21 protein-coding genes and 1 tRNA gene are annotated in these 24,954 nt (G+C 66.5%); 10 read left to right on the top strand and 12 right to left on the bottom strand.

Going from position 1 to position 24,954, the window contains the following annotated elements:
* Positions 1-261 precede the first annotated feature (261 nt).
* The 6 genes from ACFVIV_RS14340 to ACFVIV_RS14315 form a co-directional block, all read right to left on the bottom strand.
* On the bottom strand, positions 262-2,964 hold the full coding sequence (locus ACFVIV_RS14340; RefSeq protein WP_379196160.1) for an ATP-binding protein: 2,703 nt from the start codon (positions 2,962-2,964) through the stop codon (positions 262-264).
* Between the two features lie 15 nt (positions 2,965-2,979).
* Entirely contained in the window at positions 2,980-3,456 is a 477-nt protein-coding gene (locus tag ACFVIV_RS14335; protein ID WP_379196158.1) for a hypothetical protein, read from the bottom strand.
* A 172-nt stretch (positions 3,457-3,628) separates the two neighbouring features.
* Positions 3,629-3,700, bottom strand: a tRNA-Val gene (locus ACFVIV_RS14330).
* 30 nt (positions 3,701-3,730) lie between these two features.
* On the bottom strand, positions 3,731-4,195 hold the full coding sequence (locus tag ACFVIV_RS14325; protein ID WP_379196156.1) for a peroxiredoxin: 465 nt from the start codon (positions 4,193-4,195) through the stop codon (positions 3,731-3,733).
* Between the two features lie 89 nt (positions 4,196-4,284).
* Positions 4,285-4,707, bottom strand: a complete 423-nt coding sequence (locus ACFVIV_RS14320) for a DUF3052 domain-containing protein (RefSeq protein WP_379196378.1) — start codon at positions 4,705-4,707, stop codon at positions 4,285-4,287.
* Between the two features lie 236 nt (positions 4,708-4,943).
* Complete coding sequence (locus tag ACFVIV_RS14315; RefSeq protein ID WP_379196154.1) at positions 4,944-5,501, bottom strand: hypothetical protein; 558 nt, start codon at positions 5,499-5,501, stop codon at positions 4,944-4,946.
* Between the two features lie 208 nt (positions 5,502-5,709).
* Here ACFVIV_RS14315 and aceE point away from each other — a divergent pair, with 208 nt between their 5' ends.
* The 8 genes from aceE to ACFVIV_RS14275 all read left to right on the top strand — a co-directional run bounded on the left by aceE (position 5,710) and on the right by ACFVIV_RS14275 (position 17,517).
* A complete protein-coding gene (aceE, locus tag ACFVIV_RS14310) occupies positions 5,710-8,580 on the top strand; it encodes a pyruvate dehydrogenase (acetyl-transferring), homodimeric type (protein ID WP_379196376.1) in 2,871 nt (956 codons plus the stop codon).
* 45 nt (positions 8,581-8,625) lie between these two features.
* The gene (locus ACFVIV_RS14305; RefSeq protein WP_379196374.1) at positions 8,626-9,924 is read left to right on the top strand and encodes a PucR family transcriptional regulator; all 1,299 of its coding nucleotides are present in this window, start codon (positions 8,626-8,628) and stop codon (positions 9,922-9,924) included.
* A 128-nt stretch (positions 9,925-10,052) separates the two neighbouring features.
* Positions 10,053-10,967 carry an ACP S-malonyltransferase gene (locus tag ACFVIV_RS14300; protein ID WP_379196152.1) on the top strand — a complete coding sequence of 305 codons (915 nt, stop codon included), beginning with the start codon at positions 10,053-10,055 and terminating at the stop codon, positions 10,965-10,967.
* 106 nt (positions 10,968-11,073) lie between these two features.
* Positions 11,074-11,373 carry a meromycolate extension acyl carrier protein AcpM gene (gene acpM / locus ACFVIV_RS14295; RefSeq protein ID WP_067541463.1) on the top strand — a complete coding sequence of 100 codons (300 nt, stop codon included), beginning with the start codon at positions 11,074-11,076 and terminating at the stop codon, positions 11,371-11,373.
* Between the two features lie 9 nt (positions 11,374-11,382).
* Positions 11,383-12,633 carry a KasA/KasB family beta-ketoacyl-ACP synthase gene (locus ACFVIV_RS14290; RefSeq protein ID WP_379196150.1) on the top strand — a complete coding sequence of 417 codons (1,251 nt, stop codon included), beginning with the start codon at positions 11,383-11,385 and terminating at the stop codon, positions 12,631-12,633.
* A 139-nt stretch (positions 12,634-12,772) separates the two neighbouring features.
* Positions 12,773-14,203: an acyl-CoA carboxylase subunit beta gene (locus ACFVIV_RS14285; protein WP_379196148.1), complete on the top strand. Its 1,431-nt coding sequence runs from the start codon at positions 12,773-12,775 to the stop codon at positions 14,201-14,203.
* 472 nt (positions 14,204-14,675) lie between these two features.
* Positions 14,676-16,439, top strand: coding sequence for a penicillin-binding transpeptidase domain-containing protein (locus ACFVIV_RS14280; protein ID WP_379196146.1), 1,764 nt, complete (start codon positions 14,676-14,678; stop codon positions 16,437-16,439).
* Positions 16,440-16,539: 100 nt separating this feature from the next.
* A complete protein-coding gene (locus tag ACFVIV_RS14275) occupies positions 16,540-17,517 on the top strand; it encodes an esterase/lipase family protein (RefSeq protein ID WP_379196144.1) in 978 nt (325 codons plus the stop codon).
* A 3-nt stretch (positions 17,518-17,520) separates the two neighbouring features.
* Here the strand turns inward: ACFVIV_RS14275 and ACFVIV_RS14270 are convergent, their stop codons facing one another.
* The 5 genes from ACFVIV_RS14270 to ACFVIV_RS14250 all read right to left on the bottom strand — a co-directional run bounded on the left by ACFVIV_RS14270 (position 17,521) and on the right by ACFVIV_RS14250 (position 21,534).
* The gene (locus ACFVIV_RS14270) at positions 17,521-17,934 is read right to left on the bottom strand and encodes a hypothetical protein (RefSeq protein WP_379196142.1); all 414 of its coding nucleotides are present in this window, start codon (positions 17,932-17,934) and stop codon (positions 17,521-17,523) included.
* Positions 17,935-17,988: 54 nt separating this feature from the next.
* Positions 17,989-18,522, bottom strand: a complete 534-nt coding sequence (locus ACFVIV_RS14265) for a DUF3145 domain-containing protein (RefSeq protein ID WP_379196141.1) — start codon at positions 18,520-18,522, stop codon at positions 17,989-17,991.
* Between the two features lie 119 nt (positions 18,523-18,641).
* On the bottom strand, positions 18,642-19,454 hold the full coding sequence (locus ACFVIV_RS14260; protein WP_379196139.1) for a serine hydrolase domain-containing protein: 813 nt from the start codon (positions 19,452-19,454) through the stop codon (positions 18,642-18,644).
* Positions 19,455-19,472: 18 nt separating this feature from the next.
* Positions 19,473-20,912: an amino acid permease gene (locus ACFVIV_RS14255; protein ID WP_379196137.1), complete on the bottom strand. Its 1,440-nt coding sequence runs from the start codon at positions 20,910-20,912 to the stop codon at positions 19,473-19,475.
* 211 nt (positions 20,913-21,123) lie between these two features.
* Entirely contained in the window at positions 21,124-21,534 is a 411-nt protein-coding gene (locus ACFVIV_RS14250) for a MerR family transcriptional regulator (RefSeq protein ID WP_379196135.1), read from the bottom strand.
* Between the two features lie 45 nt (positions 21,535-21,579).
* On the opposite strand from ACFVIV_RS14250, the gene ACFVIV_RS14245 reads away from it, so the two are divergent.
* Positions 21,580-22,368, top strand: a complete 789-nt coding sequence (locus ACFVIV_RS14245) for an alpha/beta fold hydrolase (RefSeq protein ID WP_379196133.1) — start codon at positions 21,580-21,582, stop codon at positions 22,366-22,368.
* Between the two features lie 168 nt (positions 22,369-22,536).
* Entirely contained in the window at positions 22,537-23,727 is a 1,191-nt protein-coding gene (locus ACFVIV_RS14240; RefSeq protein WP_379196131.1) for a serine hydrolase domain-containing protein, read from the top strand.
* 40 nt (positions 23,728-23,767) lie between these two features.
* On the opposite strand, the gene ACFVIV_RS14235 is transcribed toward ACFVIV_RS14240, so the two are convergent.
* Positions 23,768-24,859: an RNA ligase (ATP) gene (locus ACFVIV_RS14235; RefSeq protein WP_379196129.1), complete on the bottom strand. Its 1,092-nt coding sequence runs from the start codon at positions 24,857-24,859 to the stop codon at positions 23,768-23,770.
* Positions 24,860-24,954: the final 95 nt, after the last annotated feature.

Below are 24,954 nucleotides of genomic sequence, written 5' to 3'. Positions count from 1 at the left end.
TGCGATTTCTCTCTGGTGGGCGCAGACGGGATCGAACCGCCGACCGCTGGTGTGTGAAACCAGCTCGGCTGAGCCGCGCCGTCGCCGCTGATGTACGCCGCCTTCGTCCAGCTGGTCAGCGACTCTTGCAGCATTCCGCACAGAACACGAATGGACATGAAACCTATGTCTGGACAGCTGTCTGAAACACGTGAGTGTCGATTGCCTCAACACAAGCGGCCCTGCAGCTGTCACCAACGACTGCACAGGATGGACTGTGAATTATCCGTCCTGTGAGGAGCATGATTCGAGCTCGGCAAGAAAAGCCACAGCCTTATCAGTTTCGGGTGCGCCGATCCGGCGGTAGATCTCGATCGCTTCACGCAGGCAAGGCATGGCAGTGTCACCGAGGCGAGCCTGGCAGCGGGCAGTACCTTCCAGTGCATGAGCCTGTTCAAGCGGGCTGTTGATGTCGCGTGCCAGTGCGAATGCGTCGGTGAACATCACTAGCGCCCGCTCGGGTGCGCCGGTCGCAAGCAATAGTCCCCCGGTGCCGTTTAGCACCTCGGCTTCTCCAGCACGGTTGCCAAGCTCCTGGAAAATCGTCAAGGCTTGCTCGTACAGATCCGCGCCCCTCGGGTACTCACCGGTCGCCCGACACACGTCGCCGAGATTGGTTAGGGCATGCGCTTCGCCAAGGCGGCAGCCAACGTCTCGGTGGATCGCCAGTGCCTGCTGATGCAAGTTCGCGGCCTGCCGCAACTCGCCGATATCCCTGTGCACAAGACCAAGGTTGGTGAGAATATCGGCTTCGCCGACACAATCACCGAGCTCCCGGAAGATCGTCAAGGCTTGCTCGTACAGATAGATCGCCTGCTCATTTTTCCCGATGTACCAGCTCACATTGCCGAGGCTGTTGAGCGCACCAGCTTGGCCATGGCGGTTCCCGGTCTCCTGGAAGATCGTCAGGGCCTGCCGGCTTAGATCAGCGGCTTGCGCGTAATCGCCGGTGTCCCTGCACACCAGACCGAGGTTGTTGAAACTGTTCGCTTCACCGAGGCGGTTTCCTGTCACCTGATAGATCATCAGGGCCTGCTTGAACAGATCGGCGGCCTCCCCATACTCACCAGCGTCCTGATGTAGGAGAGCAAGGTTGTTTAGGGTGCTAGCTCGGCCGAAGCAGTTGCCGATCTTCTGAAAGATCGTCAGGGCCTGCTTGTATAGATGAGCGGCCCTCCCATACTCACCAATCAGCAGATGCACGTTGCCAAGACTGTTGAGGGCTTTACCTTGACCGAGGCAATTGCCGGTCTCCCGGAAGATCGCCAGGGCCCGCTGGTGCAAATCAACGGCTTGCACCGGGTCTCCGGTGGTCCTACGTAGGAGGCCAAGATTGTTCAGGGCGTTAGCTTGACCGAGGCGATTGCCGGTCTCCCGGAAGATTGCCAGGGCCCGCTGGTGCAGATTCGCGGCCTGCTCGAAATCCCCGGATCTCCACTTTATGGTGCCGAGGTCGTCGAGGGCGCTGGCATGGGCAGCCTGCTTGCCTAGTTGTTCGGCGGCTTCCGCCGCACGTTGATGCAGTTGCTCAGCCAAAGGCCACGGCCCGTCCCGTTCAAGCAACCCTGCCAGCAATTCAGTCAGCCTAACCATTCGTGAGGGCTGGTGGAGGGCGATGTATTCAAGACAGGCCAGTAAGTTCGCTCGTTCCAGACGCATCCATGCCATCGCCTGTATTTCGTCTCCGAACTCTGGAGTGAGACTGGGAGGGAGTGGCGTGGCCACAGTGGGGCAAGTGCGGCACGCCAGCCATCGGTCCGCAATCAAAGCAGTACTTTGGTAATAGTCCAGTAGCCGACCTAAGGCTTGGTTGTTCTCGCTGGCGGGGTCATCACGAGTCAAGGTAAGAGTGTAGACGCGTAGCAGGTCGTGTAATCGATAGCGGCCAGGGACTATTTCGTCGATCAGGTGATCGGTGTAGAGGGCCTCCAGCTCCTCCCGTGCTGCCAGGAGCGGGAGGTCAGCTAGTGCCGCCACAGCTTCGGCGTCGATGTGGGGCCCGGGATGCAACCCCAACCGGCGAAACACCCGCTGCTGGCGAAGTGTGAGGCTTTGGTAGGAAACAGTGAACGCCGCGCGAACCGCGCGATTTCCGGCCTGAAGTTCGGTCAGCCGGTCGGTAGCGGCTGCAAACTGATCGGCTAACCCGGTCAAGCTCCAAGTCGCGTGATGGGCCAGCCGCCCGGCCAGCAACACGATCGCAAGCGGCAGATATCCGCACAGCCGCACCAACTCCGCCACCGCCACCTGGTCGGTGTTCGTGGCCGGTGCGCGATTAGCCAGGCGAGTAAACAGGTCGATGGCGGGACCAGGGTCGAGGACTTCCAACGCCAGCGGCAGTGCTTCATCCAGTGCGATCAGCCGCCGCCGACTGGTCACCAACGTCAGACACTCGCGCCCACCAGGCAGCAGAGGCTCGATCTGAGCGTGGTCACGAGCATCATCGAGCACCAGCAACACTCGCCTACCGGACAAGCGGTCGCGCCACATGTCCCGCCGCCCGGCCAGGGTGTCAGGCAGATACCGAGGGTCGATGCCGAGCCCGCCTAACAACCCGGCCAGCACGTCAGAGGGGTCGGCAGGCGGTTGGCCCGGAGTGTGTGCGTGTAACTCAACGAAATACTGCCCATCGGGAAACCTGGGTCTCAACTCGTGAGCGGCGCGAACCGCGAGGGCTGTTTTTCCAACCCCTGCCATACCGTCGATGGTGTGGATCGACACCATCCGCCCCGGCCCCACTACAGCGAGGATCCGTGCCAACTCTCGATCACGCCCGAGGAACGTGACCACATCACGACGCAACGCAGCAGTTACCACCGGGCGCGGCGGTGAGGTCTCGCAAACACCCGCCAATGTGATGTCGCCGGTGTGGTCACCGGCGATATTCACCTGCTGGGCGTTGTCGCGAGCCTCGAACCCGGACACGACGGGGATCCTTAGTCAGCTGAGGTTGATGGTCCCGGTGTTGTCACCGCGAATGTTGACCTGCCGAGCTTGGTCGTAGGCATTGGCAACGAATACGTCGATCGAGGTGTCCTGGCGTGCGCTGTCCACCAGTTGCTGCAAGGCGGCAGCGAAACTTGGGTCAGTACGCACGGCGCCGTCGATCACCTCGGCGGCGGCAACCTGGTTTTCCAGCGTAGGATTCCGCTCCAATTCGGCTAGGGCACGAGGTATTTCGGGGTCGCGCCCGAACTTCCGAGCGATAAGTTCCCGCAGTTGGCCGATCGCATGCCAGCTGCTCGTGGCAGCCTGTTCGGAGATCCTTTCCCCGAACTTCGATGCCAACAGTGCTGCCGCCGCAATCCCCAGCGATACCGGATCCACCAATTCCCAACCCCCGGATTCACTCAGCCCGAGACTATCGCTAAGCCTAGATGACTGCCACCAGCACCGCAGCTGAACGGTGATGGACACCGTCTTACCTAAGTCGACAACCCACAGCGTCGTTCTGATGGGACCGCCAGGCCAGCTTCGCACCGAGGCTAGTACACAGCTAACAATCACTGCTACACGAATGCCAACACAGATTGCTTCCAAGATCGATGCTGATACACGAAAACCCAGGCATGACCTGGGTTTTCGGGAGTGGGCGCAGAGGGGATCGAACCCCCGACCGCTGGTGTGTAAAACCAGTGCTCTACCGCTGAGCTATACGCCCCGGGTGCGCCGGGTGTGGCGGCGCAACGGTCTATGAATCTAGCGCGGTGAGCGCTTTCTCCCAAGCCTGCTGGTCACGGGGCTCTCCGGGGCCGTTCATTTCGGCGAAGCGGATGATGCCGTCCTTGTCTACTACGAAGGTGCCGCGGTTGGGGTAGCCGGATTTTTCGTTGAAGACGCCGTAGGACTGGGCTACGGCGCCGTGGGGCCAGAAGTCGGAGAGGAGGGGGAAGGTGTAGCCCTGTTCGGCTGCCCAGATTTTGTGGGTGGGCGGGGGGCCCACCGAGATGGCGAGGATTTCTGCGTTGTCGTTCTGGAACTTGGGGAGTTCGTCTCGGACCTTGCAGAGTTCGCCTTGGCAGATGCCGGTGAAGGCCAGGGGGTAGAAGACGAGCAGGACGTTCTTCTTGTCGCGGAAGGACGAGAGGGTTACTTCCTGGTTGTTCTGGTCCTTCAGGGTGAAGTCCGGGGCGACTACGCCGACCTCTAGTGGCATGCGGGAACCTCCATCTGTCGGGCATTCGGGCAGGCGGCGGCTCACCGGGGGTGAGCGCCGTCTGGCGAAAACCTTAGCGAAGACGCGAGTTAGCGCTGCTTCGAGGGCGTTTTGGGCTGGGTGAGTTTGGTACCGGTCCAGGTGCCGAGGCTTACCGGGGTGGTGGAGGTCAGGCCGGCCGGGGTGGCCGATTCTGCGATCTCGCTCGGGTCGACATGCCCTGGCTGGCCGGTTTTGGGGGTGAGGACCCAGACGACACCGTCGTCCGCGAGGGGAGTGATGACATCCATCAGCTCGTCCACGAGGTCGCCGTCGCCGTCCCGCCACCAGAGCAGTACGACGTCCACCACCTCGTCGGTGTCCTCGTCCAGGAGTTCGGAGCCGACGACCTCTTCGATATCCGCCCGCAGGTCGTCGTCGGTATCCTCGTCCCAGCCCAGTTCCTGAACCACCATGCCGTGTGCAATGCCAAGCTTCTGAGCGTAGTTCTGCGCGTCCGCCGCGGCGACCACGGTGGTGTCCTCCTCAACTCCCGAGACAATAGGTAGTTGCAAGCGAACATGGTTATGGGCTTCAGCGCAAGCCGATCGACCGAATTCGCACCCTAAATGTCTTATGTGAGACCCGAGAGTCTGTGCACCGACACGCCGCGCCGGGCACATTTCACCCGACACGCCGCCCAGATTCGCCCCGCTCACAACCGGTTTCACCAGACCCGCGCTCGCTTCGCATCGGCCGATGTGAATCGTCAGCGAGCGGGGCAGGCGCTCCGCACCGCATTGAGCGCGTCGTTGACCGTGCGGCTCGCTTCGTTGAGCGGCGCGACCGACGACGTCGACGACATCTTGCGCACCTCCGCCGCCAGCGCCCGGGCCGCGTTCACGTAGTCGGTGAGCTTGGTGGCCAGGTCCGTCGGCAGGTCCGCGCCCGACGCGTTCACCTGGGTTTCCACGGTGCGCGCCGCATCGTCGAGGGCGTTGGCCGCGGTGTCGCGCTTCTGCGCTTGGTCCGCGGTATTGCCGTCGTGGGCGTCGACGAAGTCGTTGTAGCGGTCGACTGCCGTCCCGGTGGTGGTGCGGAACGGATTGCAGTTGTCGGCTATCGCCTTCGCCTGCGCGGCGGCCTTCTTCGACGAGGTAGCCGCCGCCGAAGAGGAGGCCGCTTCGGCCCGAAACGACGTGGCCGCAGCCTGATCGGCTGTCGGAGTACCCTCGACCGAGTTGGCGCAACCTACGAGAACCAATCCCGCGCCAAGGGTCGCAGTAGTGCAAAACATCCCGAACCCACGCGGGTTCAGCAGCTTCATCGTCCTCCCCGTTCCGCCTAGGCCGGTTCCCTGGAGACCGTACTGGATTTCCGGCTGACATGATGACCTGGGACGCATCATGCACGAGGATGTGAGATGCGCCCCAAACCAATCGTTACGGGTATGCCGCCCATCAGCGGCTACCCGGGGTACTGACGCCATGATGTCCCACCCCTGTGTACGAGGAGCAAATGTCTTGACCGACCTGATGCACCCGATCTCTTCGTCGAGTCCCACAAACGGCCCGGCGCGCAAACCCCCGGCGGGGGGCCGGGTCCGAGTGATCCGCGAGGGGGTGGCGTCATACCTGCCGGACATCGATCCGGAGGAGACCAGCGAATGGCTGGACTCCTTCGACGAGATGCTCGAGCGCGAGGGTCCCGGCCGGGCCCGCTACCTCATGCTGCGGCTATTGGAGCGCGCCGGGGAGCGCCGCGTGGCGATCCCCGCGCTGACCTCCACGGACTATGTCAACACCATCCCCACCGAGAACGAGCCGTGGTTCCCGGGCGACGAGGAGGTGGAGCGCCGCTTCCGCGCCTACATCCGCTGGAACGCCGCGGTCATGGTGCACCGCGCGCAGCGGCCCGGTATCGGTGTGGGCGGCCATATTTCGACCTACGCGTCCTCGGCGGCGCTGTACGAGGTCGGTTTCAACCACTTCTTCCGCGGCAAGGACCACCCGGGCGGCGGCGACCAGATCTTCATCCAGGGCCACGCCTCCCCCGGCATCTACGCCCGCGCGTTCCTGGAAGGCCGCCTGTCCGAAGATCAGATGGACGGCTTCCGCCAGGAGTACTCGCACGGCGGTCCGGGCCACGGCCTGTCCTCCTACCCGCACCCGCGGCTCATGCCGGACTTCTGGGAATTCCCCACGGTCTCCATGGGTCTGGGCCCGATGAACGCCATCTACCAGGCGCGCTTCAACCACTACCTGCACGATCGCGGCATCAAGGACACCGCCGATCAGCATGTGTGGGCCTTCCTCGGCGACGGCGAGATGGACGAGCCGGAATCGCGCGGCCTCATCCAGGTCGCGGCCAACGAGGGCCTGGACAATCTGACCTTCGTCATCAACTGCAACCTGCAGCGCCTCGACGGCCCGGTCCGCGGCAACGGCAAGATCGTGCAGGAGCTGGAGTCGTTCTTCCGCGGCGCCGGCTGGAATGTCATCAAGGTGGTGTGGGGCCGCGAGTGGGACGCCCTGCTGCAGGCCGACCGCGACGGCGCGCTGGTGAACCTCATGAACACCACCCCCGACGGCGACTTCCAGACCTACAAGGCCAATGACGGCGCCTACGTCCGCGAGCACTTCTTCGGCCGCGACCCGCGCACCAAGGAACTGGTCAAGGGCCTGTCCGACGGCGATATCTGGAACCTCAAGCGCGGCGGCCACGACTACCGCAAGATCTACGCGGCCTACGCGGCGGCCATGGCGCACAAGGGCCAGCCGACGGTCATCCTGGCCAAGACCATCAAGGGCTACGGCCTGGGCAAGCACTTCGAGGCCCGCAATGCCACGCACCAGATGAAGAAGATGACCCTCGATGATCTGAAGGCGTTCCGCGACGTGCAGCGCATTCCGATCACCGATGCGGAGCTGGAGCGCGATCCGTACCTGCCCCCGTACTACCACCCCGGCCAGGACGCCCCGGAGATCCAGTACATGCTGGACCGCCGCAAGCAGCTGGGCGGTTTCCTGCCCGAGCGCCGCACCAAGGCCAAGCCGCTGCAGCTGCCGGGCGACGAGCCCTACCGCTCCATCCGCAAGGGTTCGGGCAAGCAGTCCGTCGCCACCACCATGGCCTTCGTCCGCCTGATGAAGGAACTGCTGCGCGACAAGGAGATCGGCAAGCGCATCGTGCCGATCATCCCGGACGAGGCCCGCACCTTCGGTATGGACTCCTGGTTCCCGTCGCTGAAGATCTACAACCGCAACGGCCAGCTCTACACCTCGGTCGACGCGGAACTCATGCTCGCCTACAAGGAGTCGAGCGTCGGCCAGATCCTGCACGAGGGCATCAACGAGGCCGGTTCGACCTCGAGCTTCACCGCGGTCGGCACCTCCTACGCCACCCACGGCGAGCCGATGATCCCGCTGTACATCTTCTATTCGATGTTCGGCTTCCAGCGCACCGGCGACGGCATCTGGGCGGCGGCGGATCAGATGGCCCGCGGTTTCGTGCTCGGCGCCACGGCGGGCCGCACCACGCTGACCGGTGAGGGCTTGCAGCACAACGACGGTCATTCGCTGCTGCTGGCGTCGACCAACCCGGCGTGCGTCCCCTACGATCCGGCGTTCGCCTTCGAGATCGCCCATATCGTGCGCGACGGTCTGCGCCGCATGTACGGCGGCGGCGTGGCCAACAGCTATCAGGAGGCCCTGCCCGGCACCGATCCCGAGGCGCATTCCCAGCACCACGAGTTCGGCGGCGAGGACATCTTCTACTACATCACCCTCTACAACGAGCCGCAGTCACAACCGGCCGAGCCGGAGAACCTGGATGTGGAGGGCCTGCTGCAGGGCATCTACCTCTACAAGCCGGGCGCGGCGGGCGATGTGCGCGCCCAGATCCTGGTCGCTGGCGTCACCATGCCCGACGGCCTGCGCGCCCAGCAGATGCTGGCCGAGGAGTGGGGCGTTCAGGCCGATGTCTGGTCGGTGACCTCGTGGGGCGAGCTCCGCAAGGAGGCCCTCGCCAAGGAGATCGCCAAACTGCGCCACCCGGACCAGGATCCGGGCCTGCCGTACGTCACCAAGGTCCTGTCCCAGGCGCAGGGCCCGTTCGTGGCCGCCTCGGACTGGATGCGCGCGGTCCCGGATCAGATCCGCCAGTGGGTCCCGGGCCAGTTCATCTCCCTGGGCACCGACGGTTTCGGTTTCTCCGACACGCGCCCCGCGGCGCGCCGTGTCTACAACGTGGACGCGGCGTCGATCGTGGTGGCCGCGCTGTCCGGTCTGGCCAAGGAAGGCAAGATCGACCAGGCCAAAGCCGCCGAGGCCGCCGCCAAGTACCGCATCGACGATGTGAACGCGGCCCCCAAGGCGGCACCCGGTTCCGAGGGTGGCGACGCATAACGCACGATTAACACTGTGGAACGTAAACCGCCGAGGCCGCGCCGGATCAACGAAGGTTCCTCCGAACACGAGGTGTACCTCCCGACCGGCGCGCTCTCCCCGAACCGGCAGACCCGCGATCCGCTTCCCGACACGCTGCTCAAGCGGGTGAAGCAGTTCTCGGGTCGGCTCTCCACCGAGGCCGTGGCCTCGATGCAGGAGCGGTTGCCGTTCTTCGCCAATCTGGATGCCGCGCAACGCGCGGGAGTCCAGTTGCTGGTGCAGACGGCGGTGGTGAACTTTCTGGAGTGGTTGCAGGACCCGGAAAGCGATATCCGATTCAGCCTGGACGCTTTCCAGGTCATCCCGGACGATCTGGCGCGGCGGCTGACGCTGCGCCAGACCGTCGACATGGTCCGCGTGGCCATGGAGTTCTTCGAACAGTGGCTACCGGCCTTGGCGCGCAACGACCGGCAGCTGGTGGCGCTCACCGAGGCGGTACTGCGATACGGGCGGGAGCTCGGTTTCGCGGCCGCCTCGGTGTACGCCAGCGCGGCCGAGTCTCGCGGCGCGTGGGATACCCGCCTGGAGGCCCTCGTCGTAGACGCCGTGGTGCGCGGCGATACCGGCCCCGAAATGCTCTCCCGCGCGGCCACTCTCAACTGGGACGCCACCGCCCCCGCCACGGTCCTGGTCGGCACACCCCCGAAAGATCAAGTGGCGGCGGTCGTCGGCTCCGTGCACGGCATCGCCGCACGGCACGGCCGCAATGCGCTGGCCGTCGTCCAGGGCACCCGCCTGGTGATGGTCGTCAGCGGCCATCTGGGCGACACCATGTACCCCTCTCCCTTCCTGGCCGACCTCCTCGGCGAGGTCTTCTCCGACGGCCCGGTCGTCATCGGCCCCACGACGCGCACCCTGTCCGCCGCGCACATCAGCTCGGTGGAGGCCATGGCCGGCATGGAGGCGGTGGTGGGCTGGCGCGGCGCGCCACGCCCGGTGCACGCCTCGGAATTGCTACCCGAGCGAGCCCTGCTCGGCGATCGCGCCGCGGTGGAGGCTCTCAACGACAACATTGTGTTACCGTTGGCCGCCGCCGCGGACCTGTCCAATACCTTGGACGCCTATCTGGATTGCGGTGGAGCGGTCGAGACCTGCGCTCGGCAACTGTTCATCCATCCAAATACCGTGCGTTATCGGTTGAAGCGCGTAGCCGACATCACTGGTCGCGATCCGATGAATCCGCGCGATGCTTACGTGTTACGTATCGCCGCCACCATAGGCAGGCTGACACGAACCCGTAACGAATCACCTACTCCTACCTCAGAGATCCCAGTTGTCACAGATCCGAAAGAGGGGATGTAACGCGTCCACCGAATCGGACGATCGGCACAACCCACCTCCCCTTTTGTGGACACCCCACAAAAGACCTCCGGAAGCTTCATTCGTGCCGACATCTCTGGAGACCGGCCTCACAGTGTTCTCTTAGAGGCGTGATCGCATTGCTCGCCCCTGGACAGGGCTCTCAGACACCCGGCATGCTCACTCCTTGGCTCGAACTTCCCGGCGCAACCGATCGCATCGCGCTGTGGTCGAAGGCCTCGGGGCTGGACCTGCTGCGGTTGGGCACCACCGCGACCGCCGAAGAGATCACCGATACCGCGGTTACCCAACCGCTGGTCGTCGCGGCTGCCCTGCTTGCTTTCGCGGAAATCCCGCAGGAATCGCTTCCCGCGGACACCATCGTCGCCGGTCATTCGGTCGGCGAACTCGCCGCTGCCGCCGTCGCCGGAGTCATCTCCGCCGACGACGCCGTGGCCCTGGCCGCCCTCCGCGGTGCGGAGATGGCCAAAGCGTGCGCACTCGAGCCGACCGGCATGTCGGCGGTGCTCGGCGGCGACGAAGCCGTCGTGCTCGCCCGGCTCGAGGAACTCGGCCTGATCCCGGCCAACCGCAATGCGGTGGGTCAGATCGTGGCAGCGGGTAAGCTCGGGGCGCTCGAAGAACTCGCGGCCAACCCGCCCGAGAAGGCTCGCGTTCGAGCGCTGCCGGTCGCCGGCGCCTTCCACACCGCGTTCATGGCTCCGGCCCAGGACGCTGTCACGGAGGCTGTTTCCAAGATCGTGCCCGGCGAGCCGACGCGAGTGCTGCTGTCGAACTTCGACGGCCAGCCGGTCGCCTCCGGCCAGGATGCGATCGAGAAGCTCGCCGCCCAGGTCACCCGCCCCGTGCGCTGGGACCTGTGCACCGAGACGATCCGCGCGGCAGGAGTTTCCGCGGTGGCGGAACTGCCGCCGGCGGGCACCCTGGTCGGCATCGCCAAGCGGGAGCTCAAGGGCACCCCGAATTTGGCGCTGAAGACACCCGCGGACCTCCCCGCGCTGGCAGAACTCACAGCCGCGGACTAGCTTGACTCGCGGTCTGCTCCACCAACGGCGATGGGGCGCGTAGACCGCGGCAGGAAATCAACACCCCACATCCCCACTACACGAAGACAAGAAGGGAGCCACCACAGTGGCCGCTCTGACCCAGGAACAGATCGTCGAAGAGCTCGGCAAGATCATCGAAGAGGTGACCGGCATCGAGCCCTCCGAGGTGACCATCGAGAAGTCCTTCGTCGACGACCTGGACATCGACTCGCTGTCGATGGTCGAGATCGCCGTCCAGACCGAGGACAAGTACGGCGTCAAGATCCCCGATGAGGACCTGGCGAGCCTGAAGACCGTCGGCGACGCGGTGGCCTACATCCAGAAGCTCGAGGCCGAGAACGCGGACGCGGCCGAGGAGCTCAAGGCCAAGTTCGGCGACAAGTAAGGCCGACACGTGACCACTCCTTCCACCTTGAATGGGAACTTCCCCAACGTCGTCGTAACGAGCATGGCGGCGACCACGTCGATCGCCGGTGACGTCGATGCGACGTGGAAGGGCCTGCTCAACGGCGAGAGCGGGATCGACGTCCTCGAGGACGACTTCATCGAGGAGTACAACCTTCCGGTTCGGATCGGCGGGCACCTGAAGGTGTCGCCGGACACGCTGCTGGATCGCGTCGAGATCCGCCGCATGGCTTATGTCGAGCGGCTCGCCATGGTCCTCGGTCGTGAGGTCTGGAAGAACGCCGGCTCCCCGGAGGTCGACCCGCTGCGGCTGGGTGTGGCCATCGGCACCGGTCTCGGTGGCGGCGATGCCCTCATCGATTCGGTCGACAAGCTGAAGAACGGCGGCTATCGCAAGATCTCGCCGCTGGCTGTTCAGATGGTCATGCCGAACGGTCCGTCGGCGGTCGTCGGTCTCGAGCTCAAGGCGCGGGCGGGAGTGATCACTCCGGTCTCGGCGTGCTCGTCGGGTTCGGAGGCCATCGCCAATGCGTGGCGGATGATCGTCATGGGTGACGCCGATATGGTCGTCACCGGTGGCGTCGAGGGCTTCATCGACTCGGTGCCGATCGCCGCGTTCTCGATGATGCGTGCCATGAGCACCCGCAACGACGATCCGAAGGGCGCCTCGCGTCCGTTCGACAAGGATCGCGACGGTTTCGTCTTCGGCGAGGCGGGTGCGCTCATGGTCATCGAGACCGAGGAGCACGCCAAGGCTCGTGGCGCCACCATCCACGCCCGGCTGCTGGGCGCGGGTATCACCTCCGACGGCTTCCACCTGGTGGCGCCGGATCCGGAGGGCACCGGTGCGGCACGCGCCATGCAGCGCGCGATCCAGACCGCGGGTCTGTCCGCCAAGGACATCACCCACGTGAACGCGCACGCGACCGCCACCCCCATCGGTGACACCGCGGAGAAGAACGCGATTCACAAGGCCGGCGTCCAGCACGCTTCGGTCTACGCGCCCAAGTCCGCCCTGGGCCACTCGATCGGCGCCGTCGGCGCGCTCGAGTCGGTGCTCACGGTCCTCAGCATCCGGGACGGCATCGTCCCGCCGACGCTGAACCTGGACAACCAGGATCCGGAGATCGACCTGGATGTCGTGCACGGCGAGGCTCGCCGTCAGGACATCGAGTACGCGATCAACAACTCCTTCGGTTTCGGTGGGCACAATGTCGCGCTCGCCTTCGGCCGGTACTGACATCAGGTCGTTCAGAACCGGTCAGTAAGACAAGCGGTCCCGGCGGGGGCTCGGATGGCGATCCCGCACCGAGCTCCCCGCCGGGACTTTGACATTCGCAGCCGCTCTCCGCGACCGCACTTCTCACCAGGAGTTTGCGATGACCATCATGGCTCCCGCGCATGCCGATACCGCGACCGATCCCCGGGACCCGCTGGGCCGGTTGCAGCGCTTCTTCGATCCCGGCACCGTGCTCCCGCTGCATCCCCGCGACAAGTCCGGCGTGCTCGCCGCCATCGGTGAGGTCGACGGCGTGCGCACCGTCGCCTACTGCTCCGATGCGACCGTGATGGGCGGCGCCATGGGCGTCGAGGGCTGCAAGCACATTGTCGATGCCATCGATACGGCCATCGAGTCCAAGATTCCCGTTGTGGGACTGTGGCATTCGGGCGGCGCCCGCCTCGCGGAAGGGGTGGAGGCGCTGCACGCGGTCGGACTGGTCTTCGAGGCCATGGTCCGCGCCTCCGGTCAGGTCCCCCAGATTTCGGTGGTGCTCGGCTTCGCGGCCGGCGGCGCCGCCTACGGTCCCGCGCTGACCGATATCGTGATCATGGCCCCCGAGGGCCGTATCTTCGTCACCGGCCCGGACGTGGTCCGCAGTGTCACCGGTGAGAACGTGGACATGGCGACGCTGGGCGGGCCGGTCACCCACGGCAAGAAGTCCGGCGTCTGCCATATCGTCGCCGACGACGAGGCCGATGCCATGCACCGCGGGCGGCGGCTGGTGTCGATGTTCGCCGAGCAGGGCGAATTCGACTTGGCCGCAGCGGCGCACGGCGATGTCGACCTCAAGGCCATGCTGCCGGAGTCGGCCAAGCGCGCCTACGACGTGAAGCCGATCATTCACGAACTGCTCGACAATGTCGGCGACGAAAGCTCTTTCGAGGAACTGCAGGGCGGGTACGCGCGCTCCATCGTCACCGGCCTGGGTCGTCTGGGCGGGCGCACGGTGGGTGTGCTGGCCAACAACCCGATTCGCATGGGTGGCTGCCTGAACTCCGAAAGCGCCGAGAAGGCAGCGCGTTTCGTGCGGCTGTGCAATGCCTTCGGCATTCCGATGATCGTGGTCACCGATGTGCCGGGCTATCTGCCCGGTGTGAGCATGGAGTGGGAGGGCGTGGTGCGCCGCGGCGCGAAGCTGCTGCACGCCTTCGCCGAGGCCCGCGTGCCGCGGGTGACCCTGGTGACCCGCAAGATCTACGGCGGCGCCTACATCGCCATGAACGCCCGCGCGCTGGGCGCGACGGCCGTGTACGCCTGGCCGGGCTCCGAGGTCGCGGTCATGGGCGCCAAGGCCGCGGTCGGGATCCTGCACAAGAAGGCCATTGCCGCCGCTCCCGAGGAGGAGCGCGAGGCGCTGATCGAGCGGCTGACCGAGGAGCACGAGCGGATCGCCGGCGGCGTGGAACGCGCCATCGCCATCGGCGTCGTGGACGAGGTCATCGATCCGGCCAAGACCCGCTCCACCATCGCCGCCGCGCTGGCCGCGGCTCCGGCCCGGGCGCAGCACAACAAGAACATCCCGCTGTAGACCGTAAAACAGGGAACGCGGGCGGTCTCGCCGTTGAGACTGCCCGCGTTCTTGTATGGGGAGTACCCATTCCGGCGGAGACTATGCACGCATCCCGGGGAGTGGGCCGGCGGGCGAGTATATGGATTTGGTTGCCGTGCGCAACAAAAGGGACATGGTGGCTTTACATGCCGCTTCTAGCGTTCCGGCATATCCGAAACTGCTCATGCTCACCTCCAAAGGCATGGCGGGCTTGCCGGTTCGTCCTTCCTGGCCCTGTCGGCCTGCTCGGCAACTGTGTCGCCACGCTGGTCGTCGCCAGGTGGGAAGGTCAGCTCGACCGTGATCGGCTGCCCCGGATCCTGAACGGGCAGGATGTCGAACCCCTCGACGATCCGGATCCGATGGCGAAGGCTCCGGCGCCGGCAGGCTGAGACACGCAGGCCGAAGGCGCACCGGCCGCGATTCGCTTCCGATCGGTAGGGTCGGGCGGGTGCGCACCCCAACCAGGATTCTCGCCCTGCTCGTGACGCCTGCGCTGGCCCTGGCCGCCTGCGCCTCCGGACCGGAGCAGCCCGAGTCCGTGGCCCAGCAGTTCGCCGATGCGTTGAATGCCGATGATGTCGCGGCCGCGGCGGCGCTCACGGACAATCCGAATGCCGCCTCCACCGCGCTCACCGGGCTCTACGACGGGCTGGGCAAGGAAGCCAGGTTCGAGGTGCGCGAGACCGGAAAGGACGGCGGCAAAGGCACTTTCACGCTGGCGGCGACCTGGAAGCTCGGCAGCGGCGGTGCGCACGAGTGGTCCTACACCACCACCGGCACGGCGGCGGACTCCGATGGCTGGAAGGTGACGTGGAATCCGGCGACCGTCGCGCCCGGTCTGGAACAGGGTCCGCTGAGCTACGGTCCCTCCTACCCGCAGCAGCCCGCACGGGTGCTGGACGCGGCCGGTGGCGAGTTGATGGCCCAGCAGGTCGTCACCCTGGTGAATCTCGCGCCGGGCGCGGACACGGCCGGTGTGGCAGCGCTGCTGGCGCCCATCGCGCCGGATATCACCGCCGCATCGCTGCAATCGGATCTGGATGGCGCACAAGGAAAAACGGTCACGGCGATCAGCCTGCGAGAAGCCGATCTCGCGCCGATCGAGCAGCAGCTCGCGGCCCTGCCGGGCGTCACGCTGGCGCCGCAGACCCGGCTGCTGACCACCGACAAGTCTCTCGCTTCACCGACGCTCTCGGGCCTCGCCGAGCTATGGCAGCAGAACGCCGACGCCGCGGCCGGCTGGGCGGTGCGCGCCAAGACCGCGGATGGCAGCACCGTCCGTATTGCCGGACAGGATCCGAAGGCCACCACGGATATTCGGACGACGCTGGACCTCGCCCTGCAGCAGGCCGCCGAATCCGCCCTCGCCCCGGTCACTCAGCCCGCCGCGATCGTCGCCTTGCAGCCCTCCACCGGCAATGTGCTTGCCATGGCCCAGAATTCGGCCGCCGACCTGCAAGGCCCCATAGCACTCACCGGCCTCTACCCACCGGGCTCCACCTTCAAAACGGTAACCGTCTCCGCCGCACTCCAAGCGGGCATCGTCACCCCGGACACGGTCGTCCCCTGCCCCGGCAGCGCGAATATCGAAGGCCGCCGTATCCCCAACGACAACAACTTCGACCTCGGCCAGGTCCCGCTGCACACCGCCTTCGCTCAATCCTGCAACACCACAATGGGTCAGCTCGCGGTGCGGCTGCCCGCGGACGGGCTCACCAACGCCGCCGCCCAGCTGGGCCTCGGAATCGATTACGTGACACCCGGACTCACCACCGTGACCGGCAAGGTACCGCTCGCCGAAACTCCCGCCGAACGTGTGGAATCCGGAATCGGCCAGGGCACCGTCACCGCAACGCCCTTCGGCATGGCCCTCGTCGCCGCCTCCCTCGCCCACGGTTCCGTCCCCGCCCCCACCGTGGTCGCCGGACAGCCCGGCACCCCGGACCGCGCACCGGCGGCACTGCCCGCGGGCATCGCCGATCAAATCGAAACCATGATGCGCGAGACCATTACCGGCGGCACCGCCACGGCCCTGCGCGACATCCCGGGCCTGCTGGGCAAGACCGGCACCGCCGAATACATCGACGACAAACACGCCCATGGCTGGTTCGTCGGCATCGACGGAGATCTCGCCTTCGCCGTATTCATCAGCGACGCCGGCAGTTCCGGTCCAGCGGTCGAGGCGGCGGGTCGAATGCTGCGCGCCCGCTAGCCGCTCCGCCACCCGGCTTGGTCGGACGCACACATTCTCGAATCGTGTTCTGGCGCAGGGCCATAGAGTGAGTGATGCGCGTCACTCTACTTTAGATAACATGCGCTCTCTAACTTCATGGCTGACGCCGATGCTCGTCATCCTGGCCGCGCTCGGGTACGGTCCGGGCCGGGCGGCGGCGGAACCCGCACTGCCCCATCATGTTCCGTGGGGTCCGGTGGAGAATCTGGCCGGGATCCTGCCGCATGTGATCGACTTTCGCGGCACGCCGCCGGGAGCCAATGACTGGAATTGCAAACCCAGTGCGGCACACCCGGAACCGGTGGTGCTGATCTCGGGCACCAGCGGCGGGCCCGCGCAGAACTACCGGTACATCTCACCCTTATTGGCCAACAACGGGTATTGCGTGTTCACGCTGACCTACGGCATCGATCCGAGCACGGTCGCGGGGATGCTCGGCGGGTTGTCGCTACCCGGGCATGCCGATATGCGCGCGGTGGCGGCGAACGAGCTGGCGCCGTTCATCGATCGGGTGCTCGCGGCCACCGGGGCCGAGCGGGTCGATCTCATCGGCCACTCCCAGGGGACGGTGATGCCGCGCTGGTACATCAATGTGCTGGGCGGGCATGCCAAGGTCGCCAAGTCCGTCAACATCACACCGCTGTGGAACGGCTCCACCCTGCTCGGGCTGAATCACCTGTACCACGCGCTGAACGGCATCGGGCTGGGACCGGTGACCGATGCCGTCGTCGGGATCTTCAGCAAGTCCGTGCTCGACTTCCTGTCCGGCTCCGACTATTTGAACACCGTCAATGCCGGCGACCCGTTTCCGGCGAGCATCGAGTACACCAACATCATGACCCGCTACGACGAAGCGGTCATCCCCTACACCAGCGGTATGGCGCCGGCCGCGCCGAACATCACCAATATCGTGGTCCAGGACGCCTGCCCCGCCGACTTCAGCGAGCACATCTTCATGGCCGCCGATCCGATTGTCGGCCAGCACATTCTGAATGCGCTCGATCCGGCGCACGCGGAACCGATCGACTGCGCCGGGGTGCCGCGCAACAGCGGGTAGCCGTCAGGAGATGAGGCGGACCTTGTCCTGGGATTCGTTCTGGCTGGCGCACTGCTGGAAGGGGTTGGGGTCGCCCTGGCGTTCGCCGCAGACCCAGCGGATGTTGTCGACGGTGACGGGGATATCGCCCTCGGGCTGCTGGTTGCGGGCCTCCGCGTAGGCATTGACCACGGCCAGGGCGGTGGGGCAGAAGTCGGGGCCCTTGGTGGTGAAGGCGACTACGGCGAGGCCGAAGGGGCCGGTGCCGCAGTGGACCGGATCGCCGAGGGTAGGCGTGTCATCGGCACGCACGGTGGTGCTGGGCGCGGCGGTGCTGTGGCCCTCGTGGGAGTCGGCGTCGTCGGAGCAGGCCGCGAGGGTCACCGCCAGGGCGCCGGCGGCGAGGAGGGTGAGTGGACGGCTGGTCCACCGGTTCACGGGAGACTCCTTTCGAGGCAGCGCATTTCGGGCAGGACGGGTTCCGATGGGCGGTCAGCCGACGTCGCGGCGCAGCCAGGTGATCTCGGCGCCTTCGCCGCCGAGGCGGTAGGGCTCGAGGGCAGCATCCCAGGCGGTGCCGAGGGCGCGGTCGATTTCGGCGGCGATGTCGGCGGCGGACTGGCGGCCCTGGGCGCGGGCCGATTCGACAATGGCGCGCAGGCGCATCTCGCCGACCATGACATCGCCATTGGCGCTCATGGCGCCGTTCCAGAGGCCGAGGCCGGGGACGAAGCTGTAGCGTTCACCGTCCACGCCCTCACTGGGGTCCTCGGTGACCTCGAAGTAGAGCACGGGCCAATCTCGCAATGCCTTGGCTAACCGGCCGCCAGTACCGACCGGACCGTACCAATCGGTGGTGGCACGCAGATTTCCCGAGGAGGCCGGCTGTGCGGTCCAGCGGAGTTTGGCGGGCGCCTTGAGCGTCGAGGTGAGCGCCCATTCGATATGCGGGCACAGCGCGGCTGGCGACGCATGAATGTAGACGACTCCAGACGTCGCCTCGGCGAACTGACTAGACGCGCGCACCACTGACACCTCCGGCTTCGACGAGGGACGTCTTCCCCAACGACCCCGAGAGCCGGCGTTGCCCGAGTTTACTGGAGTGCCCGGAGTTACGAGTGTTACTTCTTGGACGTGTCGGAGTTCTACGCAAACTCCGCGATCACGGCATCGCTGAGGGTCGGCCACGCCATCCGCGCCCAGTCACCGAAATTTTCGTCCGCCAGCGCCAGACACGCCATGCCGACTTCCGGGTCAACCCACAGAAAAGTACCGGATTGTCCGAAATGGCCATATGTTCCGGGCGAGTTCGAACCGCCCGTCCAGTGCGGCAATTTGTGATCGCGGATTTCGAAGCCCAGACCCCAGTCGTTGGGACGCTGCGACCCGTAGCCCGGGAGCACGCCATTGCGATCCGGGAATTGCACTGTGGATGCTTCGGCGAGCAATTCCGCACTCACGATCTCGGGATTCAGCAATTCGACAGCGAACCGCAGCAGGTCTGCGACCGAGGAGCGCGCGGCGTGTCCGGCGGACCCGGACAGCGCCGAGGAGTTCATGCCGAGCGGTTCGAAGACGGCCTCGTGCAGATAGCGGGCGAAGGGGATCCCGGTCTGCGCGGCCACGAAGTCGGCCAGCACCTCGAAGCCGGCGCTCGAGTAGATCCGCCGCGCGCCCGGTTCGGCCAGCACCTCGGTGGTGTCGAAGGCCAGACCGGAGGTGTGCGCCAGCAGATGCCGCACGGTGGAGCCCGGCGGCCCGGCGGGCTGGTCGAGTTCGACCGCGCCCTCCTCGACGGCGACCAGAACCGCGTACGCCACAAGGGGTTTGGTCACCGACGCGAGCCGGAACACCCGATCGAGATCACCCTCGGAGTCGACCACTCCCCTGTCCTTGACCGCGACACCCGCCGCCGCATGTCGAACCGGCCACCGTTGAATCTGCTCCAGCGCTCGCACACCAAGAGCCTACGAGCTTTATGGGAGGGGTTCGGGGACGGGGGGTTCGGTGTGGGTGGGCTTGTTCAGGGCGGAGCGGCGGCGGCCGTAGGTGAAGTAGACGACCAGGCCGACGGCCGACCAGAGGGTGAAGGCCAGCCAGGTCACGCCGGGCAGGTGGGCCAGCAGCCAGACGCACATGGCGACGCCGAGGACCGGGACCAGGGGCACCAGCGTGCGGAAGGTGCGGGGCAGGTCCGGCTTGGTGCGGCGCAGCACGAGGACGCCGATGTTCACCAGGGCGAAGGAGACCAGGGTGCCGATATTGGTGGCGTTCACCAGTTCGCCCAGCGGGACCAGCGCCGACAGCACCGCGACCACGCCGCCGACGACGAACGTGTTGACGGTCGGGACCCGCTTGGCGCCGACCCGCGAGAGCACCTTCGGCATGAGCCCGTCGCGGGACATCGCCACCAGGATGCGGGTCTGCCCGTACAGCACGGTCAGCACCACCGAGGCGATGGCGATCACCGCGCCCGCGGCGAGAATGGTGGCGGGCCAACCCTTTCCGGTCACCTGCTCGAGAACGGTGGCCAGCGAGGCGCCCGAGCTGCTCACATCGTCCACGCCGACCGCCGCGACCGCGGTCAGCGCCACCAGCACGTACACCAGGGTGACGATGCCCAGCGAGATGATGATGGCGCGCGGCAGGTCCCGCTGCGGATTCTTGGCTTCCTCACCCGCGGTCGACGCGGCATCGAAGCCGATGAACGAGAAGAACACCATCGACGCGGCCGCCCCGATACCCGCGACACCCGCCGGCGCGAACGGCTGCAGGTTGCCGGAGTTGAACGCGGTCACGGCCACGACCACGAAGAAGATCAGCACCGAGATCTTGATGAGCGTCGTGATGGTCGTGACGCGCGCGCTCTCCCGCACGCCCTCCAGCAGCACCGCGGTCGCAATGAGCACGACGACCGCAGCGGGCAGATCGATGATGCCGCCCTCGCTGGGCGCGGCCGACAGCGCTTCCGGAATCCGCCACCCGATCGTCGAACCGAGGAACTCGTTCAAATACGAGCCCCACCCGACGGCGACCGCCGCCACCGAAACGCCGTACTCCAACAGCAGGCACCACCCGCACACCCAGGCGACAATCTCGCCCAACGTCGCATAGGTATAGGAATAGGCCGACCCCGACACCGGCACCGCACTGGCGAGCTCCGCATACGACAACGCCGAGAACAACGCCGCCAGCGCCGCGATCGCGAACGAGATCACCACCGCCGGCCCGGCCAGCGGCGCGGCCTCCCCCAGCACCACGAAAATGCCCGTCCCCAGCGTCGCCCCCACCGACAACGCGATCAGCGGAACCAGCCCCATACTCCGGCGTAATGCGCTGTGCTCCCCATCCGAGGCGAGCTGCTCAACAGGCTTCGTCCGCAGCAATGACGCGGTAATCCGATTCAGTCCCGGCACGTAAGGCCACGCTACCTGGTCAAACCCCGCAAACCCGCACAGGGTCCACGTGTCCCCCACCCACTCCCACCCGTCAGCTACCCAACGGCACCGACTTCACCCACCCGGCGACCTCAACCGTCCCCATCGTCCTCGAAGACAGGGGGATCACTGCAACCGCCTCATGCGCCACAACGACCAGCGACGTTGGTTGTGCCGGGCTCGCGAGCGGTTACGCGTCCGCGGCGAGTTCGGGGTGGATGGCCGGTTCGGGGTTGACAGGGCTGGCGAGGAGGGATTCTCGGTGGCGGGCGAGGAGGGTGCGGCGGCGGGTGAGGTCCTCGATCTGGGATTCGAGGTGGGATAGGCCGTCGGCGACCACTTTTCGGGAGTGGGCGCAATGCTGGTAGCCGGTGTCGGTGGCGCACGGGAGGAGTTCGCGGATGGCGCGGGTGGGGAGGCCGGCTTCGAGGAGGTCGCGAATGCGGGTGACCGTGGCGGGGGCGGAGTCGTCGTAGGTGCGGTAGCCGTTGGAGTCGCGGTGCGGGACAAGGAGTCCCTGTTCCTCGTAGTAGCGGAGGAGGCGGGCGGGGACGCCGGTTCGCTGGGACAGCTCGCCGATCAGCACTGTGACCTCCCGCACATCGGTTTGACCTTCACACCCATGTGAATCCCTAACGTCGGCGGCATGACGAACATTTCAGCACCGGCCCCCGTCCTCACCACCACCGTCGCCGGCTCCGGCCCGGCGATCGTGCTCGCGCACGGCGCCAGCGGCGGGATCGCGGCCAACTTCGGATCGCTGATTCCGGTGTTGGCCCCACAGCACACGGTGATCGGGTCGGACTATCCCGCGGATGACACTCCGCTCGAATTGGATTCGCTCGCAGACGCTCTGGTGGCCGAGGCGGCGGCAGCGGGGTCCGAGGAATTCACGATCATCGGCTACTCGCTCGGCACCGCGGTGGCCGTGCGTGCGGCGGTGCGACATCCGGAGCGAGTGCGCGGGCTCGTGCTGACCGCAGGATTCGTGCGGGCGGACAACCGGGCGCGCGCCAATGTGGAGCTGTGGCAGCGATTGCTGGCCGCCGGTGACCGCGAATCATTCGCCCGAGTCGCGCTGCTCGCCGGGTTCAGCGCCGACTTCGTGAATGCGATTCCGTCCGACCAGCTTCCCGGCATGCTCGAACAGATGGCGGCCGGCGTTCCGGGCGGCACCGCCGCCCAGGCCGCCCTGGTCGCCGCGGTCGACATCACCGCGGACCTCCCCCGCGTCGCGGTACCAACCCTCGTCATCGGCCTGTCCGGAGACCTCCTCGTCGACCCCGCCGGCGCGCGCGAGCAAGCGGCCGCCATCCCCGGCGCCGAGTACCTCGAACTCCCCGGCGGCCACGTGGTGATGATCGAGCAGCCGGATCGCTGGCACGCCGCCATCCTCGAATTCCTGGCGCAATACCCGGCCGCCGCGGCAGCCTGATCACCACGCGAAGCAGCCTGCCCCCGAGCGGCACGGCTCGTCCATAGTGCGACGCAGCCCGATCAGCAGGCGATCCAGGCCCGACCGCGAGATGGCATTCGGTGGGCGCGGGGGGGCGGTCGTCGCGGGGGTGGCGTTGCTCGGTGGGGTCGATACGATCTGGGCATCATGAGTGCGCGTGTTGAGATCCATGGCGAGGTGGAGTCCGGGTTCGGGCCTGTCGCTGATGCTTTTCGCCGGAACTTCTCCCAGCATGGGGAGATCGGGGCGGCGGTGGCCGTGTATGACGGGGATCGGCCGGTGGTGGATCTGTGGGCGGGGTATCGCGACCGGAGGCGGACGAAGGCTTGGGAGCGGGACACCATGGCTCCGGTGTGGTCGTCCACCAAGGGGATGACCGGGTTCGTGGTGGCGGCGGCGGTGTCGCGGGGGTTGCTGGAGTACGAGGCGCCGGTGGTGAAGTACTGGCCGGAGTTCGGGGCGCATGGGAAAGAGTCGATTACCGTGCGGCAGTTGCTGGATCATCAGGCGGGGCTGGCGGCGCTGGATCGGCCGGTGCGGCTGAAGGATATGGGGGATCTGGATGGGCTGGCGAGGATTCTCGCTGATCAGAAACCGTTGTGGCGGCCGGGGACCCGGCAGGGGTATCACCCGATTACGGCGGGGCTGTATCACGGGGAGTTGATTCGGCGGGTCGATCCGGAGCATCGGACGCTGGGGCGAGTATTCGCGGAGGATTTCGCGGGGCCGCTGGGGCTGGACTTCTATATCGGCCTGCCCGAGGAGGTCTCGATGGGCCGGGTCGCGGAGCTGTCGGCGACCGAGGGGCTGGATGTGCTGCGGTACGAGCGGGATCTGCCGGTGCGCATCGGGATTCAGCTGTTCGCCAAACGCGGGCTGTCGTTCCAGGCGCTGAACAGCCCGCAGGTGGGTGCGCCCGCGCGAGCGGCCCGGCGCGAATTCCTGGCCGTGGAGAGCCCCGCCGCGGGTGGCGTGGGGACGGCGCGCTCGCTGGCGCGGGTCTATGGTGCGGCGGCCGGGGCGACCGGTGAGCTGCCGATCGACCGGGATGTGCTGGCGCGCCTGGCCTCCGCCGAGACCGCCGACGATGTTCCGGCCGAGGATCTGGTGCTGCTCACGCCCAGCCGCTACCACCTGGGCTTCCGGAAGTCGCGCGGCAGTTTCCGTTTCGGCTCGGACAAGCGCGCCTACGGCACCACCGGCTACGGCGGATCGTTCGGATTCGCCGACCCCGCAACGGGTCTGGGCTTCGGGTACGTCATGAACCGGCTCGGCATGGCCGTGCTGGACGACGTCCGCTCCCGCAACCTGCGCGCGGCGCTGCTGCGCTGCCGCTGAGCCCGTGGGCGGGCGGCCCGTCATCGGGCCGCCCGCTTGCTCACTCGTATTCGGTGCCGCCGTCGCGCAACAGGTAGGCGTTGGAGACGATCTTGCCGATGGCGCGGCCGCCGAGGATCGGCGACTGCCGTTCCACCGCCGGGCGAACCACCAGGCCCTCACGGATATTCGCCTCCGAGCCGGAGACGGTCTCCTTGCCTTCCGCCAGGTTCAGCAGCAGTTCGGCGTCGTACGGCCCCTCGTACAGCACCGGCACCCGCGGCACGGCAATCCCGAGATCCGCCAGGACGGCACCGATTTCGGCGTGGCCGAGCCAGCGCACCGGTTCCGGGGCGGGATCGATCACCACATCGAACAGCGCGAAGCCGAGGGTGTCGTCGTGCGCGGCGGCCGCACCGTAGTGCAGGTCCTGCACGCCCGCGCCGTACACCTCGCCGAAGAACCCCACACGGGCCAGGCCGAGGGCCTCGCCGAGCTTGCGCGCCGCCTCGACCAGTCCGAACCGCCGGATGGCGCGCCAGTACAGGTTGCCGTCGGCGGGCACCAGCGCCAGCGACTGGCCGCCGAGTCCCTTGGAGGACACCAGCACCTGATCGCCCTCGCGCAGATAGGTCATCAGGCAGGCGCTGCCGTGGATCTTCTCGGTGGCGACGACCTGCTCCCCGGCCTCGAAGATGCCCGGGTAGCGCTTGATGTTCTCCACGTCGATCCACCGGATCAGATCGGGCGCGGATTCCACCTGCCCGGACATCGAGACCGGTACCGGCGGCACCCATTTGGTGATGCCGAGCAGTTCGGCGAAGTCGGTCCGCTCGGCCTCGGCCGCGGCCAGATCGACGCCGGCCAGGGCGGCCGGCAACCCGACGATGCCCTGCGAGATCTCTCCGCGCAGCCGCACCGTCTTCACCCGATTCTTCTGGGACCCGGCGAGTTTCCCGGTCAGCCCGAGCTCGGAGATCAACTCCTCGGGCAGGATCGCCTGCTCCGGAATGTATATCGCATAGTCACCGGTCGTGAACTGTCCCTTGGCGATAACGGCGCGGTACAGCCCGACCTGGGCCAGCTCGAGCCGGTCCGCGTTGGCGTGCGGATGGACGATCAATCGTTCGACGGTGACCTGCAGGGTTGACATCAGGAATCCCCTCCTCTGGATCGCGTCAGAGTAGGTCCCGCCCCCGCGGCCGGTCCATGGGATTTCCAGCGGAATCACCTTGACTAATTTTTTAG

The organism is Nocardia sp. NPDC127526, from assembly GCF_042672265.1.
Lineage (GTDB): Bacteria > Actinomycetota > Actinomycetes > Mycobacteriales > Mycobacteriaceae > Nocardia.
The sequence above is the reverse complement of the archived record's forward strand: the minus strand, read 5'-3'. Positions and strand labels throughout refer to the sequence as shown.